The 15,018-nt window shown below is 50.8% G+C and carries 14 protein-coding genes; 7 read left to right on the top strand and 7 right to left on the bottom strand.

Going from position 1 to position 15,018, the window contains the following annotated elements; translation table 11 throughout:
* Positions 1–65: 65 nt before the first annotated feature.
* From QU595_RS13090 to QU595_RS13110, 5 genes are all read right to left on the bottom strand, one after another.
* The gene (locus tag QU595_RS13090) at positions 66–2,936 is read right to left on the bottom strand and encodes an ATP-binding protein (RefSeq protein ID WP_315922623.1); all 2,871 of its coding nucleotides are present in this window, start codon (positions 2,934–2,936) and stop codon (positions 66–68) included.
* A gap of 218 nt (positions 2,937–3,154) precedes the next feature.
* The gene (locus QU595_RS13095) at positions 3,155–5,752 is read right to left on the bottom strand and encodes an AAA family ATPase (protein ID WP_315922625.1); all 2,598 of its coding nucleotides are present in this window, start codon (positions 5,750–5,752) and stop codon (positions 3,155–3,157) included.
* A gap of 99 nt (positions 5,753–5,851) precedes the next feature.
* A complete protein-coding gene (locus QU595_RS13100; RefSeq protein WP_315922627.1) occupies positions 5,852–6,673 on the bottom strand; it encodes a prepilin peptidase in 822 nt (273 codons plus the stop codon).
* Positions 6,674–6,738: 65 nt separating this feature from the next.
* Positions 6,739–7,581, bottom strand: coding sequence for a hypothetical protein (locus QU595_RS13105; protein ID WP_315922629.1), 843 nt, complete (start codon positions 7,579–7,581; stop codon positions 6,739–6,741).
* An 80-nt stretch (positions 7,582–7,661) separates the two neighbouring features.
* Positions 7,662–8,528 carry a hypothetical protein gene (locus QU595_RS13110; protein ID WP_315922631.1) on the bottom strand — a complete coding sequence of 289 codons (867 nt, stop codon included), beginning with the start codon at positions 8,526–8,528 and terminating at the stop codon, positions 7,662–7,664.
* A gap of 98 nt (positions 8,529–8,626) precedes the next feature.
* On the opposite strand from QU595_RS13110, the gene QU595_RS13115 reads away from it, so the two are divergent.
* A complete protein-coding gene (locus QU595_RS13115; RefSeq protein ID WP_315922633.1) occupies positions 8,627–9,082 on the top strand; it encodes a hypothetical protein in 456 nt (151 codons plus the stop codon).
* A 10-nt stretch (positions 9,083–9,092) separates the two neighbouring features.
* On the opposite strand, the gene QU595_RS13120 is transcribed toward QU595_RS13115, so the two are convergent.
* A complete protein-coding gene (locus tag QU595_RS13120) occupies positions 9,093–9,353 on the bottom strand; it encodes a DUF2312 domain-containing protein (RefSeq protein WP_315922635.1) in 261 nt (86 codons plus the stop codon).
* 131 nt (positions 9,354–9,484) lie between these two features.
* Entirely contained in the window at positions 9,485–9,691 is a 207-nt protein-coding gene (locus tag QU595_RS13125) for a hypothetical protein (RefSeq protein ID WP_315922636.1), read from the bottom strand.
* Positions 9,692–9,780: 89 nt separating this feature from the next.
* On the opposite strand from QU595_RS13125, the gene QU595_RS13130 reads away from it, so the two are divergent.
* From QU595_RS13130 to QU595_RS13155, 6 genes are read left to right on the top strand one after another with little or no spacing between them, the layout of a single operon-like run.
* Positions 9,781–10,260, top strand: a complete 480-nt coding sequence (locus QU595_RS13130) for a hypothetical protein (protein WP_315922638.1) — start codon at positions 9,781–9,783, stop codon at positions 10,258–10,260.
* Positions 10,257–10,745 carry a hypothetical protein gene (locus QU595_RS13135; protein ID WP_315922640.1) on the top strand — a complete coding sequence of 163 codons (489 nt, stop codon included), beginning with the start codon at positions 10,257–10,259 and terminating at the stop codon, positions 10,743–10,745. Before QU595_RS13130 ends, QU595_RS13135 begins: the two co-directional genes overlap by 4 nt.
* Positions 10,742–11,578, top strand: coding sequence for a hypothetical protein (locus QU595_RS13140; protein ID WP_315922642.1), 837 nt, complete (start codon positions 10,742–10,744; stop codon positions 11,576–11,578). Before QU595_RS13135 ends, QU595_RS13140 begins: the two co-directional genes overlap by 4 nt.
* Positions 11,579–11,583: 5 nt before the next feature.
* Complete coding sequence (locus QU595_RS13145) at positions 11,584–12,519, top strand: hypothetical protein (RefSeq protein WP_315922644.1); 936 nt, start codon at positions 11,584–11,586, stop codon at positions 12,517–12,519.
* Between the two features lie 24 nt (positions 12,520–12,543).
* Positions 12,544–13,776, top strand: a complete 1,233-nt coding sequence (locus QU595_RS13150) for a hypothetical protein (protein WP_315922646.1) — start codon at positions 12,544–12,546, stop codon at positions 13,774–13,776.
* Between the two features lie 43 nt (positions 13,777–13,819).
* Entirely contained in the window at positions 13,820–15,013 is a 1,194-nt protein-coding gene (locus QU595_RS13155) for a hypothetical protein (protein ID WP_315922648.1), read from the top strand.
* Positions 15,014–15,018 lie beyond the last annotated feature (5 nt).

Genomic DNA, 15,018 nt, shown 5'->3' on the forward strand with positions numbered 1-15,018 from the left:
AGGGTACCCGTGCAGCGCGCATCAAACAAGAGAGGCGGCCTTTGAGCCGCCCCTTTGCAATGCCGCTACATCTGCATGGCCGTAATTTCCTGAACCAGCTCCTCGATGATGCCGGATTCGGCTTCATCCTCGGATGTGCCACCGCGCTCCATCATTACCGCAACCCGTCTTTCGACCTCGCTCTTAGCCGAACCGTTTTTAAAGCGAATAGATAGACGCCTTCTGGCTTCAACGGCACCAAGCAGATCATATAGACGATTACGAAGAGCAACGTCTTCGGCGGTCGTCGAGAACGCCCAGATTTTGGTAGGCCCAAGCGTATTGATCAACAGATGTTCGTGATGGCCTTCCTTAAGCTTCAGGACTGCAAGGAATGGAGCACCGCCCTCACGAGGACCATTGAGACGGCTGCGAACGATTGCGGTGCTCGTCTCGTTGAGGCCGAATTGCCGTTGGGTTTCGAGGACTGCACGTTCGGTGCCGACGCCCAGAATCCAATGCCCTGTCGCCATGTCAATCATGTTCTTATCGAAGTCTTCGAGCATCTGCGACGCGAGGCAGATATGAACGCCGAATTTGCGGCCTTCACGCATATCGATCATGACCTGGGCGCGAACGGCTTCCGAATTAGAAGTACGGTGGAATTCGTCATAAACGATGCGCTTCGGGGTTTCCTTAATACGCCTGATACGAGGAATATGGTAAGGGCGATAGTCCTCAGGAATGTCGCTGATGATATCAGGATTAAGGTAATAATCGCGAGCCAGAACAAATCGCGCCAGCATGTACATCAACGCTGTCTGCTTGTCGGCAGGACCACCACCCTTTGGAGCCACTTCATCAAGATCGAGCGCGACTACCCGAGCTTCGCCGATATCAAAATTGGTTGGGCGTTGTAGGATCGGATATTCACGAATTGCGCTATTTATAATACGAGCTGCGACCTCAACGACCTTTTCGGTCGTCATGGTCTTTGCCGAACCATGGATGTCCGTGATCTGATCGTCGAATAAAATGGCCTGAAAATCTTCGATGCGAGGAACGGCATGACGTTGAGCCAACATTGCCGTATGGGTGTCGCCTCTTTTGTAAAGTTCATCGACGATTTCCCACCAACTGGTGACGCCTGGCTGATACGGGATGGCATAATTGTTGATCGCACGGTCGACAGCACGAGAAACATTCGCATTGTAGCGCTTCGGTGATCCTTTACGGCTACGATCACTGTATTTCTCGTAGACGGCATCGATAGCGACGCTGAGAATACCCGCCAATCCTTCTGGAGCACGTTCCGCTCCAGGCTCTGTTCCAAGCGTGGTCAAAAAATTCAGGAGGAACGACTTTTCCAGAGGCAAGAGTTTACGGCAACCAAGCTGGGTGTCGCATGGATTGATCGAGTGCTCATGATCCATCCGCAGACGCTTGTAGGCGACCTCGTGCTTTCGATTTGGCGGCAGAGCTTCCTGCAAAACAGAAATCAGACCATGCGAGGAAGGGCCGATATCGATGATCGCGATACGCGGCAGCTGGGCACCACCCGTTCCAGTCGTCGACGACGGCGAGAGACAGAGTGCCAGATTGATGGTGTTCATCAGAACCGACTTACCCTTGCCTGGAGGAGCAAAGATCAGATCGATGAAGGTGTCCTGAAGCGAGGAACCAGGATGATACGGCCAAGGACGGCCATCAGGAGTTCTGAACAGAACGGAGCCATACCTCCAAGGAGATGCGTCTCGGTTCCAAGGCAACATCGCGATCACGTCAGGCAACGGCACTGCACCAGCTGGGGCCGTGGAACCGACATCCAATCCGAGGGTCGTAGACATGACTGCCGCCATCGGATCACCGACCAGCGGAGAAACATGGCAATAGCCCCACGCTTCTACTGAACGCTGAAGTCGCGCAGCGCGCTCTTCAATCGTCCGCAAGCCATTTTCACCAACATCTGCCCAAGTCGCGAACGAAACTCGGAACTTCGTTACGGTGGTTCCGCTCTGTCGTTCAGCCTTCAAGGCCTTGATGGCTTCGTGAATCTGACGATTGTCACTGTTGGTAATCTGGAAAACCGACGCAAGGAACGCCTTGACGTCCATCGACCGTAGCCCCTCGCCTTCGATCATGAAGGAGACACGCCATGGGAATTCGTCCTCAAGCATGCGATTGAGAAGATGACCAAAGGACTGCGTTTCCTGTGGTCCAATGACCATGTCCATGCCAGCAAAATATTTTGAGCCGAGCTGGACTATTCGAGGCGATATGCGCACCCCTTCTCGGTCAAAAATCTGTTCTTCCAATCGCGGCCACATCAAATGAGAGGCATCGTAGTCCGAAAATTCCGGAGTACGAATATTTATAGTAGTACCTGGAATAGATGGTTTCCAATCTGCCCCGACGAGGTCGGGGTACACAGACCACTTCATGACTTTAATAGCTTCCTTCGTCTCAAGGACAGCTGCACGAAGTTGCATTTGCCGAAGATCGCTGACGAAATTGCGCACGAACGATCTATGACGATCCTTGATGGCACGGCTGACACGCGTAAAATCCTGCGCATCGGCGAATGATGGCATCATCTTTGGCGGCACCAGATCGGCACGAGCGTTCTCGGATTCCTTTTTGGTCAGAATGGACAATCGAGTCCACAGAACCATGTAAAAGCCTTCCCACACGACGTGTTTCGGCAACGTCGTTTCTTCGGAATGAAACAAATCGTCCAAATCGAGGCCGAGCTTTTTTGCCACTCCTCGACTAGGACGAACGAGGTCCTTGACCATCTGGGTAGCGAGGTCTGGGTCACGGCAGAACCAAACCTGAATAGAATGCCCTTCCCTGCCGAGATAAGGAGACATTTTAAGGTTCATGTCGTGAATAATGGAATCCAGTTCCTCATCGCCGATAATTCGCTGGATACCATCGATACGAACCACCGATGCCATCGAACCATCTTTCCCAATCAGGATGTCCTCACCATCTGCGGTCTCCAAAAAACAGAATGAAGACAATGGCTTCTTTGTAAGACTATCGGAGGCAGACCTTACGCTGGAAAGAAAACTAGTTAGTGACATATTCAATCCTAATTACGACGAATTATCCATTTAATCTATTGTCGAATAAGGGCAATTCGAGGTCAAGAATTAAAGGACAATCGCCGAAATTAGAATTTTGGGCGCATCGTCTCTTCTTCTGGTTCAGCCGACTTTGTAGGAACTGGAGGCCTTCCCATGCCTTGGAATGCCGGACGCCCCATTCCGGCTTGAACAACCGAAGGAGCTGGAGATGCTACAGGCGCAGGTCTGCCCAATCCAGACGGACGCGATAACCCAGGCGCAGGAGATGTTGGAGAAGGTGTCGGTCGCTCTAGCGCAGCAGGACGCCCTAATGCGGGAGGCCGCGCCAAAGGCGCAGGTCTCGCCAAAGGTGCAGGTCGAGATACCCTTGCTGGACGAGACATGGCACTTCCCGAGACCGCAATGGCAGTCGCAGATTTCTTCGCTTCAACACCGTTGATGTAGCTGAGTTTTTCACCCAGAAACGTCTTCAGCCTGGTTTTTCGCTCTCCTGCTGTCACCTTCTTGACCGAAGCGTCCAGCAAATCGCGATTACCGACGAGAACCAGCTTTTCTTTCGTTCGCGTCCATTCTGTGTAGACCAGCGTGCGATCCAGCATGCGCTCATGATCGGGGCTGATCGGCATGATCACGACCTTGTACTGGCTTCCCTGTGATTTATGACCTGTAATCGCGTAGGCAAGGATCAGTTCCCTCGCTCGACTTTCAGGTATTTCGACCGTTTTTCCAGAGTCAAATTCGATCTTTACAACCTTGGTCTGGCGACCATCAGCGCTCTTCGCGTTCGCTGCAGACTTAATCGTTCCAATATCGCCATTCATGATGTCGTGCTCATAGTCGTTTTTCGTGACCATGACGCGATCTCCAACCCTTGGCAGAGGACCATTTGGGCCATTTTTCGTCGCGTCATTAAAGATTGCCGCGCCGCGTGGGTTCAGCTTCTTCGACAGCATCTCATTAAGCTGATTGGTACCGCAAATTCCAGTTCTCTGCGGGCAAAGAATCGCAATCTCGGAAAGATGATTTACCTGAAAACGATCCAATTGATCGTCATTGAACATCGAGACGACCTTGTCCGCCATCGCCTGGCCATCCAGGTCATACATAACGATGCCGTCGCGCATTACGTTGCTCAAGAACCCTGCACTGAAGGTTCCTTCGCGCATCTTTGCAGCGCTCGTAGCGATCACGGAATCAGAACGATAGACCTTGCTCAGTTCCGAGACGGGAACCTTGATCCCATTCACTCCTTCTGCTCCAATCAGATCGCCCAGAACGTAACCAGCGCCGACGCTTGGCAACTGATGCTTATCACCGACGAGCAGTAGCTTGCCGTCCGATGGGATTGCTTCCAACAAGGCCGCAGTCAGCTCCACATCCAACATGGACGCTTCGTCGATGATAACAGTGCATCCAGCCGGAAGTTGATTGCTTCCGTTGTAGTCGAAAGAGACACTGGCACCGCCCTTAGCTCCAAGCACCCTATGGACGGTCGAGGCCTTCTTTTTGGTCGTCTCCGTAAGTCGCACAGCGGCCTTACCTGTCGGCGCTCCAAGGATAACTGGGCCTGTAGACGTAAGGCTCGCAATCTCAGCGATAGCCTCCGTCACCGTCGACTTACCTGTGCCGGGACCGCCAGTGAGGATAGCAATACGCTCTCTGGCAGAAGTCATAACGGCTGACCTCTGAATTTCATCGAACACTGCGTATTTCTGCTGAGAAAGCACCTTCTCAGACACCTCATCAATGTGATCGCTCGATGCCTTAAGGCCAGCCTCAACCATTTCACTGACTTTGGTGGCAATGAACATTTCGTTGTTACGCATGACGACATCTTGCGCGATGAAACCTTCGGAGGTTTGCGTCACATCAAGGCTTGAATCCGAAAAGAGAACGCCAAGGGCGACCTTGTCTTCGATATCCTTTACCGGAAGCTGATCAAGCAGTTCGTTCACAGGCGAATAGGTACTGCCATTCCCAGCCCGATTGCCGGAAATGGCTTCCCTTACCGCAGAACGAACACGGCGAAGGTCGCCCTTATCGATCTTCTTGTATTTGCCAATTTTGTCGGCTTCCAGAAATCCAACCTTATGCAATTCCGCCAATTCATATGGGTTGGAATTAATAATGTTCATCGTATTGTCACGATGAAACTGAATAATTGATTTCAAAGCTACTTCGCTGACGCCAGCCGCTTCCAAAACGCGGAAAGGCTCACGCGCGGAAACCCGAAGATTCCAAGCCTTTAAAATTTCCGGCCCGCACTCAGTTGGGTTCTTCGACATTTCGAAAAGCAACTGGGGATTCTTTTCGACCTTCAGCGCAACCTTCGAACCGTGTTTAGCCACGAATTCCTTTATCGCATCTAGCGATATTGCGTGCCGATCAAAATTGAAGGTCGTCCTAAAAATCTGGATGGCCCCAACTTCCGTAAGCGGCAGATCGGGCAATACAGAACTAAGAAAAAGCTTCAGCTGTGGCTGACCTCTGAATTCAGACTGAACAACCTTTCCCTCTGCCAGGAACCATTCACCTGGTTGCATCAACGGACTAAAGGGGCCGCTTGCAACAGCATCAATCAAATGGCCGCTGGACTCATAGCGAACGCTCGCGAAGCCTGGCCTGCCCTTTTTCTGCTCGCCACGCCAACTAACAAATTCGCCTCTATAAGTTTCCTTCGCCATATTGCTTCCGCTTATTCCGCAAGTTAGCAGGCGCACAAAAACGGGCCGCTGACTCCGTAAGAATCCAACGTAAACATTTTAAGCGAACTGCCTTGAAATTCACAAAAGCCGATCAAAATTAGCATGCAAAATCAGCATTGAGATCAAAAGCGCCAAGACAAGTGACGGCCCCATCGGCACCCACTTGATCCCCCTTAGCCGCAAAGGAAAGGCGTGGAGGATGTAGAGTGCGCTAAGGATTAGCAGATACCACGGCACAAACTGGACGCCGATCCATGCTCCCGCAACAGCCGCGAAAGCGACATCGCCTCCCGCATGCGTGTTTTCCTTCGTCACGATGCCAATGGCGAACATGGCTGACCACATCGCCGCCGCGCAGAGAGCTGCGCCAATGATCCGGTCATATACATCAAAGACGGCAGGCGTCACCAGAAGCCCAGCGAAGAGTAAGAACCACGTCAGCTCTTCAGGGATAATATGGTGCTCATAGTCGATCCAGGCGATCAGAAACCCAGTCCAGAGCAAAATGACGAGGCTTAGAACCCACCAATCGAAATCCCCTACGATGAACGGAATGGCTGCCGTGCAAATACCCAGTATGGCTTCTATGATTGGATAGATTTTTGGAACCGAGTATCGACAATCTGGACACCGCCCTCCCCTGATGACCCAACCTATCACCGGAATGAGGTCTATCAGTCCTAACCTCCTGCCGCATTCCTCGCATCGAGACGGTGGGAACGAAATTGCGTACAGGATCGAGTCATCTTCTGAAAGATGTCCAATTCGATGCACGACGAGACCAGTAAAGCTGGCAAACATTGCGCCAGTCAGGAACAAAACCAGCGTCATAAATGCAGTCAAAATTGGATATTCAAATGTCGAATATGCCAGCGATAGGTCGAGCAATATCGCGTCCATTAATCTGATCCACGTAGATTTTCACTTAAATCAGTGTGGATCAGATTAATTCGACTGTGAAGGCGTCAAAGACCCGTTTTGTTGTCCTTTTCAGGAGTGTTCTGCGATTTCATTCCCTGAGAGGCGGCCAAGGCGAACGCTCCGAAGCAAGTCGACCATTCGGAAAATGACCTGAGAATGTCATCGACGGGTTTTGTTTCGGCCAGCCACTTCGACTTCTGGGCCTCGGTCATTTTGCTTCCTTCAAGATGCGAGGCAACTTCAATTGCCTTGCGTTCATAGCAAGCTTCCATAAGCGAGCAAAGATTGCGAGAAAGCGTCTGCGTCACGTTCCGGCGATCAGCGTCACGAATTTCTCCAGGAAGGATGTCAGAGGCCATCTTCGATGCCGTTCTCACAACGTAGTTGACCACCTTGCCAAGAGCTTCCTCTTTGCCCAGACGGAAATCGTAGATGTCAACCAGTTTCGACAAGGAACCTGCCAGAGATACGGCTGAGATCATCAAGGATGCATCATCAGACATCTTGTCATCTTTGAAGCTGTCGAAATCCCAGCTCTTGTCAGCCAGATTGATTGCGGACGCCATTTCCTTTGCCGCTTTTTCGACATCAATAGGTTTGTTGCTCAACCAAAGATCGGCGACGTATTCAGCAGCGTCGGTGCGAAACGGCTTTGCTTCTGCAGCTGTCACCTCTTCAGGCGACTTCTTGTTGATCTCGGCCGCAATCAAGACCGCCAACTTCATGGCGTTGGATGCATGTACGCGCAATACGTCCCCATCCAAAACTTCATTGATCGAAGTGCCTGCCTTGGCGAAAGCACGGAACAGCGGACCATTGTGGTTCAGAAACTGCTGAATCGCGACCTTAGTTCGAAATCTCTCCTCGCGCTGCTCGCGATAGATCATGTCTGCTTCTGCGCCAAATCCATTATCTCTACTTTGGCTTTTAGGCAGTCTTAATGTCATATCTCCAACCTCAATATCCCTTATCTGGACGCGGCATTTATTTCCATGTCGCCAAGTTCACTGTTATCAAGCTGATTCCGATCAAGATAATCCGAAAACTCTTGAACCACTTCATCCATGATGCATTCGCCATTCTTGAATGAGCGTCTAATAACATCAACCATCGGCACGAAAAGAAGAAGCGGAGCCGAATGATTTATCTTGGTAACGGTATATCCCAATACCGCCTTGTCATCTTTTTCCATCGTGATCAGAAACCCGCCCTGCCCTTTTTTTGATGCGACAGGAATGGCCCATTTAAGCCCAGCGGATACAAGCAATGCGGGCAGCATGAAACTTGGAGACGCAAGGTCGTCTGCATCTATCTCGACACCAGCCAAATAGGCCGTGCGATCCTGCAGAACCTGCTCGATGCTGACTTTGAGCATCCTCTGCATCTTTTCATCCAACGCCCGCTTCGGCTTTACGGTCGTTTTTATCGCGACCTCTTCCACAGCCTTCTTGATGCTGACCAGCTGATTGATGACGCTCAAGGCCCCTTGCATTCCAAGGACTGGGCGAGCCGCCGACAACATCTTCATGCTGGTTGTGATGTCGACAATGCTGCCTGCACCAGCGCGGATCAACCATGGGGGCGCTACCCGCGATTGGGAGATGCCAAAATGAACTGCAGGCCAGGCGATGCCCGCCATGGCTGCCTTGGTCGTAAGATCGCTGGCTGCATTCTGCGCAAGACGCTCATTGTCAGTGGGGACAACAGCGGCAAGACCTAGCTCTGGATGAATAATCGCAACATAAAAAGTCGCCGGTAGAACCGTGAACGAGCCATCCAACCCCTCAGTTAAAATGTTCGCAAGATCCGCAATCATCGAGGCTTCGGACGTCATATGACACTCCCAATCAATCAATCTGTCTTCAAAGCTTTACAGCTGGCGGCCCCTACCGCAACCATTGAATAATAAATCGATGAAAAACGAGGTCATCAATGTCGTCACAAATGGAAAGCCATCCCCTCATGCAGTGGATCAATGGTCTCATTATCCGTGGCGGCGCGAAATATGAAAATGGTGACCTATATCTGACACCTTTGGCAGCTCGCCGATTTGCTCTAAGCCTTTACGAGAAAAATCCGGTTCTCTGCTGGTCAGATACCGACAACAAGGCTTTAGGGGGTATTAAATGGAAGACAGCCGCTATTGTTTTCGGGCTTAAAAATCATGACTGGATCGCGTTGAATTGCCCTGATATCAGAATTAAGAACTCAAGCGCCCTCAATCCCGTTAAGCTAAGAGTTTTTATTCCGGTCAGCACAGGACGCCTCGACCCGTGGAAGGAGGTGATGCCTCCTAAACTTGGCATATCTATCTTCTCAATAGAAAACGGGCGACCTGTGTTAACAAGCCGCCCTGCATTCACTATACCAGTAAAACTGATGGGATAGGAAGTCTTAATTAACTCATTCCAAGAGCATCCATGTAGAGCTGAAGCATAGCTTCCTCTTCCTGGCGCTCATGATCTTCCTTTTTACGGAGGCGGATAATCGTCTTTACAATTTTCGAATCGAAACCAGACCCCTTCAACTCGGCGAATACTTCCTTAATATCATCCGCTATAGTTTTCTTTTCTTCCTCAAGACGCTCGATGCGTTCGATGAAGGCGCGCAGCTGACCAACGGCGATGGTCTGGGATTCAGAGGTGATATCATCCGACATAATTAAGCTCCTTAAATGTTTGCTCGGGATGATTTAAAGGTGAAATCAAACCCGAGCTGTGTCAACGATTTTTGTGCTTAATTATCGAATTTTATTTTTCGGCCGGAATATTGGCTTATTTTTCGTGGAATTTAACGACGTGGGCCAGGTGCTGGAGGCGTCAGCTCATAGGTGTCGTCGTTTGTTGGAACTGGAGCTGGAGTCAGCTCATTCATCTGGGTCAAGGCATCGCCAAGGTCTCTGACCTGATCGGCCGCCATAAACGGAAGTCCAAAAATATCGCCGAGGATACCACCCTGTTCGACCCTATTTCCGTATGCTGGAGTTACGTTTTCCATTTCTTTCTCCTAGATGCTTGCCTGGAACTGTTGCAAGATGTTCAATTAATAGAATTATCTTCAAGCGAAATGCCGCAAGGAACAAGTGTATGAACTGGTTAAGCAAAGAATCGATGGAAAAATGGTTTGATCTCCTACCGGACGACGTCGCTTCTTGCATGAGCAAACAGGATTTAAAGCCGACTGATCAAGATAACGACATTGTGCGTGAACTTGAGACCCTAAAGAACGGCCGTGAAATCCTGGAGTATGTTCTCTCTAAGGCCGATATCTTCGCTGATTTTGGTCGGCCAAAGCGCATTCGGTTTCTTGCTTGGTTCGCCGCCCGCGACTATCCTGATGTAGTTCGGGCAATCCAGCTTATGACTGACGAAGAGAGCGCTGGCGGTGCTACAGACGGCTCAGATAAAGTGGCTCCGCTATTTATGGCAGACATTCGAGCATTGGTTGAATCGCTCGGGCCGAGGGTGGCCCATAGCATCGTCGATGCATCAACGCTGGGAATTATTCGAGGCGCTGGTTTTGAGGTCGCAAGTGAATTTGAAATGAAGTCTGGAGGTGGCATATGAGTATTTCGAAGCGAATAAAGATTGCAGTTGTGGCTGCAACGGTTGGCCTTTCGGTTGCGGGCAATGCCATGGCAGCGAACGACTGCGCGCCTGAAGTGGAAAGCGTGCTGGATCAACAGCGCTCGGCCTACGTAGACTCCTTCGGTGATCTTGCCACCAAGAACTTCTCGCAGCGCCCAGGCTCATTCGCCTCCACCACCTGCCTCGACAATCTGATGAAGGGCGGTGGCATGGACATCTTCTTCAAGCCACCGAGCCTCGACGGCATTCTCAACATGGTCAAGAATCTAGCCTGCGAGCAGGCTTCTCAGATCTTCAATAAGGCCATGGGCGGAAGTGGCATCAACGGCGGTAGCATCCTGAAGCCGGGAGAAATTCTCAGCGGCATCAACATGGGTAGCAACCCAGGCTCCTTCCCTGTTTCCATCAGCTTGCCGAATGGTGATTCCGTTGGCACTCCCCGTATCGGAGACCTCTTTAAATGATCGAACGCCTTTCCCTAATACTTGCGGCTTCACTGATCGCAATCACGGCAAATGCCGCGCCTGTCGAACTCAGAGAGCAGGTGAATTCACGTGAACGCGAACTCGTGAATGTGATGTTCTCGTCATACCTTGCTGATCGCGTTGGTGCTGCTGTTCAGACGGCTGTCGTAGATCTGGATAGCGACGGTGTAGGTGAAATCATCGCTCGCTTCGTTCACACCAATTCGTGTGACGCTGATATGCAGAGATGCCGTACAACCATCTCCCACTTCAAAGACGGAAGATGGAACGTTGTTTTCGACCGCTATGCGACAAAGATTGACGATATCAAAGTCGGGAAGCGTCAACCAGACAATATCGTCGTCGACGGAATGAAATGGCAATGGGATCTATTTAGTAAATCGTTTGAACCTACTAAAGATGAGCGGTGGACATCAATTGAGTGGCAAGAAGTGCCCGCTGCTCAAACGGCTAGCTATGCGTCGTTCTTTGGCGAAGGCGCAGGCAAACTGCTTGCCACAGGTAGCGGAGTAAAGATTGAATACTCTGCGACGCCTATTTCGAAGAAGAAGGACCTCGTTCTCCTTAGACTTAGCGGCAAGTCCGTTTGCGGAACAAAGACAGGATGTCCTGTCCGAGTGGTCAAGCAAACTGATGGAAAATGGAATGCGATCCTCAGCTCATCGACAATGAAAGACGCGTCTCGCGTTATCACTGAACGAGACGGATATAACGATATAACTTTGGAAACCTCAAAGGGGTTTGCAACTTATGGATGGAATGGCTCCGTCTACACAGTTGCCGACCGAATTGAGTCCAATCGGAAGGAGTAATGCTAATGAAAAAGACCTTTGTTCTTTCTCTGGCTCTTGCATCAACAATGCTGTTTGCCTCATTGGCGAGCGCAAATAACCTTAGCTTGAAGACCTTTGAGCGAGAAACCAAACTTCCGATTTCCGTTGATGCCGTTCAGTCAACATGGTCGCAGTTGGTTGCCATGGGCACCAATCAGTTTCTTGGCGGCACGATTGGCGGGTTCAAGCTTGATGAATCTTCGATGATTGCGGGTGCCATGACAGTTGGCACTTCAGAATTCGACAATTTCCTCAGAACAGGAAAGCTGAACTCTTCAAACCCGAACATCGGAAATATTCTGAGTGAGGCGATGTCAAAGGGCGCTGGATTTAACCTGTCGTCTGTTATCAATAGCTACACGCCGAATGGCGGCATGCTGGGAAATCAATCTACCGCAAATTTTACTAATTCCTCGGGCGCGACAGGCGTCGACGGAACCTGTGAACCAGAAATCGCGCAAGGCCTGGTTGATCAAGCAAACAAGCATGTCAATGATATTGTCTCGGTGGCATCCAGCGAGGAATTCGGTTTCAGCAGTATGGCACAGACCACGGGCGGCATGACGGGCTTTGCCGGAATGAGTTGCCTTGACAAGCTCTTCCAGAATGCTGGTGCAGATATTCTATTCAAACCTCCATCGCTCGGAAATCTCACCAATCAGTTACAAAACTGGTCCTGTAATGCCGCCGTTCCAGTGGCTGAGCAGATCGCTGGCGCTTTCGGAAGCGACGCCTTTCAGACCGCAGATTACGGCGGTTTTACACCGGAAATGACGATGGCGGACGCTCAGACCGGAAATCCGTTCAATAACCCGAAGTCGAATGCAGAAACCGTTTACGGCGCAAAGTTTGCTAAATTCGATGCGCTAAACAACAATGACATTAATTCCAGAGCTTCACTGAGCAAGCTGTTTCGGTAATTATTAGATAATAGGAGGCATCTAATGCTAAAGAAAATAATTGGTCTATCCCTCGTTGCTTCCCTCGGAATGGCGTCGGCCGCTTTTGCTCAGTCCACGGGCACGACAGGTGGTTCCAATCAGCCAAATCAATCGAACCCGGCCGGACTAGGTACGTCGCTGAGTGTTGATTTTCAGACGGCAGGAAGCAGTTGTTGCGGCAAATATTATGACCATAGTAATGCCAACGGCAACGCCAAGAACCTCGCCAACCATTTCAGCCAGAAGCTGGCGGCCATGCAGCTCGCTATCATCGAAGCAATGAAGCTCTCAACTGGTCAGCTCTCGGGCAATCTTCGTGAACAGAGCGGTGCCGAACACACGCTTGCCGACCAGCAGGATGACCGTGCGACAGTCAAGTCGATTGAGCAGGCTCGTATTGACGCGATCCGTGATGCTGAATCAGGTTCGAACTCTTGCCGCGTGATCACCGGATCTCGTGGCGGTGCCGCTGGTAAAGGCGCGAAGAAGTATTCCCGCCAGCTCGCGGTCGAGGTCGACAAGTTCCTTACGGGGCAAGAAGGTCCCGCAAAGGACGGCCAGTCTGCTGCAATGCTTGCTCGCGTCGAAGCACACTGCAAATACGCGACCCAGGCAGACGTTGATATTGGTCTCTGCTCGGCGGTTGGCGAGAAGCCAAATGCCGACATCAGTGCCGCTGACTCGGTTTTCTATCAGGAAGACGGCGCAGTCTCGACCTATACGCCAGAACGCGAAGCCGCTGCAAAACTCTTTGTCCTGAACGCATTCGCTGGTTCGACTGTTACCCCATTGTCGAAGGACACGATCAATGAACCTTCGGAACGTGAGAAGGCTGCAAACAACATCAGCTACTCCAGCCGATCTGCCATAGCCACTAGCGTTGCTGCGGACTACATCGGTAACCGCGTTGCACAGAAGGATAAAAAACTCCTCGATTGGGCGCAGGGTAGCGTCCAAAAGATGCCGGGTTTCCAGAATGCTGACTTCGATAAGGCTGGGATCAGCAATCACGACTGGATGAAAATCATGTCGAGAAATTTCCTCCTCGACTCCGAACGTCTCGGCGCTTGCGACAAGACTTCGACCAATGCACTGAAGTGCATCAAAAACATGGTTGCCGTGCAGACGTACATGCAGTTTGAATCTTACGATATGCTCGAAAAAATCGGGTTCATTCTTGCAAACCAGCTTTCTATTATGAATGACGATACTCGAAAGGACATTATCCGCCATTAATTAGCGGATAATCCCTTAATTGTCACAATAGGAGACTGCATAAATGAGACTTCCAAAGCGCGACCTTGCGGTTCAAGAACAAATCGAAAAGACTGACGAAGAGTCTCACATCGTCAGCGGACCTCTCGATAAGTCCGCCGATAGCGATGCAGTTCATGACGAAACTGTTGTCGTAAGCCCAGAGACACAGGCCCCTATTACTGAAGCCGCGCCCGTAAAGAGTGAGCGAGATCAGCTGATAGAGGCCGCGTATCTTCAGGCTCAACAGGCCAAAGCCGAGGCACCTGCGGTGTCCACGGAACAGGCTGCGTCAGCAGAGGCAGCAGAGACGCCTTCGTCTGGTTCAGGGGAGTCTTCGCAGGCTCCAGAAGCCACATCGGAAGCCAACCCTGAAGCTAAGCCTGAAGACGAACTGAACGAGAACAATCCAATTTACGCCGCATGTCTAAAGGCTGCAGGCGATTTTGGATACTCAGGCGACGCTCAGAAGCTTCGTGCGAAGGAGCTGTACCAGACAGAGGTCAAGAACAAGCAAAAGGCTCAGAAGGCTGCTGAAGCTGCCGAAAAGATGCAACAGCAGATGGGAGGCGGCGGCGCTCCTAGTATCACAGGTCTTCTCGCCAAGATGTTCTCCAAGACTGGAAATAGCGGAAAGGTTGCGAAAGAAGGCCTGTCGGAGCGCGTCCTGAACTATCGAGCATCCCAGTTGAACAGCAATTTCCATAGAATGTCGGACAGCATCAAAGCTCTCGACAAGGAAGTCGGCATTCTGAATGAAACGTTCGGGAAAAGCCTCGGCGGCGAAGCGCTTGCTGAAATGGCCACTGCGCAAAATATCTCTGTTTCTCAGTTGGTTTCAGATATTCAGGAAGGCAAAAACACCAGTGTTCAAGCCAAGCTGGCGCTGGACAATGCCATGAGTAATCCTGAATTCAACGCTCAGTGGGAAAACGTCACCGATGCCCGACTAAGAATGGCGGAAGCGGTTGAAAAAACCGGAGCAAGTTTTGCCAAGCTTGAAAAGAGCCATGGCGACCGCTTCGATGCGGAAGAATTCAGCAAGAAGTTCAATGCTCAGCTTGACATCCTGCAAAAAGGAAACAAACCTATTTCAGGTACAAACGAAGACAAAAACCTTGCAAAAGACTTCCAGAAGCACCTAGATCAGGTGATGGAAAAGATGCGTAAGGTCATCGCACAGGCAGTCGAAAAGGTGGTGCGAATCTTCTCCAAGTAAATAGG

The organism is Mesorhizobium sp. SP-1A, assembly GCF_032460275.1.
Taxonomy (GTDB): Bacteria; Pseudomonadota; Alphaproteobacteria; order Rhizobiales; family Rhizobiaceae; genus Mesorhizobium.

What these genes read in the sequence shown, in the direction of transcription:
- QU595_RS13140 (WP_315922642.1), top strand. Translation starts at nt 10,742, where the DNA reads ATGATCGAACGCCTTTCCCTAATACTTGCGGCTTCACTGATCGCAATC.
- QU595_RS13155 (WP_315922648.1), top strand. Translation starts at nt 13,820, where the DNA reads ATGAGACTTCCAAAGCGCGACCTTGCGGTTCAAGAACAAATCGAAAAG.
- QU595_RS13135 (WP_315922640.1), top strand. Translation starts at nt 10,257, where the DNA reads ATGAGTATTTCGAAGCGAATAAAGATTGCAGTTGTGGCTGCAACGGTT.
- QU595_RS13095 (WP_315922625.1), bottom strand. Translation starts at nt 5,752, where the DNA reads ATGGCGAAGGAAACTTATAGAGGCGAATTTGTTAGTTGGCGTGGCGAG.
- QU595_RS13105 (WP_315922629.1), bottom strand. Translation starts at nt 7,581, where the DNA reads ATGATCTATCGCGAGCAGCGCGAGGAGAGATTTCGAACTAAGGTCGCG.
- QU595_RS13150 (WP_315922646.1), top strand. Translation starts at nt 12,544, where the DNA reads ATGCTAAAGAAAATAATTGGTCTATCCCTCGTTGCTTCCCTCGGAATG.
- QU595_RS13130 (WP_315922638.1), top strand. Translation starts at nt 9,781, where the DNA reads ATGAACTGGTTAAGCAAAGAATCGATGGAAAAATGGTTTGATCTCCTA.
- QU595_RS13100 (WP_315922627.1), bottom strand. Translation starts at nt 6,673, where the DNA reads ATGGACGCGATATTGCTCGACCTATCGCTGGCATATTCGACATTTGAA.
- QU595_RS13125 (WP_315922636.1), bottom strand. Translation starts at nt 9,691, where the DNA reads ATGGAAAACGTAACTCCAGCATACGGAAATAGGGTCGAACAGGGTGGT.
- QU595_RS13115 (WP_315922633.1), top strand. Translation starts at nt 8,627, where the DNA reads ATGTCGTCACAAATGGAAAGCCATCCCCTCATGCAGTGGATCAATGGT.
- QU595_RS13110 (WP_315922631.1), bottom strand. Translation starts at nt 8,528, where the DNA reads ATGACGTCCGAAGCCTCGATGATTGCGGATCTTGCGAACATTTTAACT.
- QU595_RS13090 (WP_315922623.1), bottom strand. Translation starts at nt 2,936, where the DNA reads ATGGCATCGGTGGTTCGTATCGATGGTATCCAGCGAATTATCGGCGAT.
- QU595_RS13145 (WP_315922644.1), top strand. Translation starts at nt 11,584, where the DNA reads ATGAAAAAGACCTTTGTTCTTTCTCTGGCTCTTGCATCAACAATGCTG.
- QU595_RS13120 (WP_315922635.1), bottom strand. Translation starts at nt 9,353, where the DNA reads ATGTCGGATGATATCACCTCTGAATCCCAGACCATCGCCGTTGGTCAG.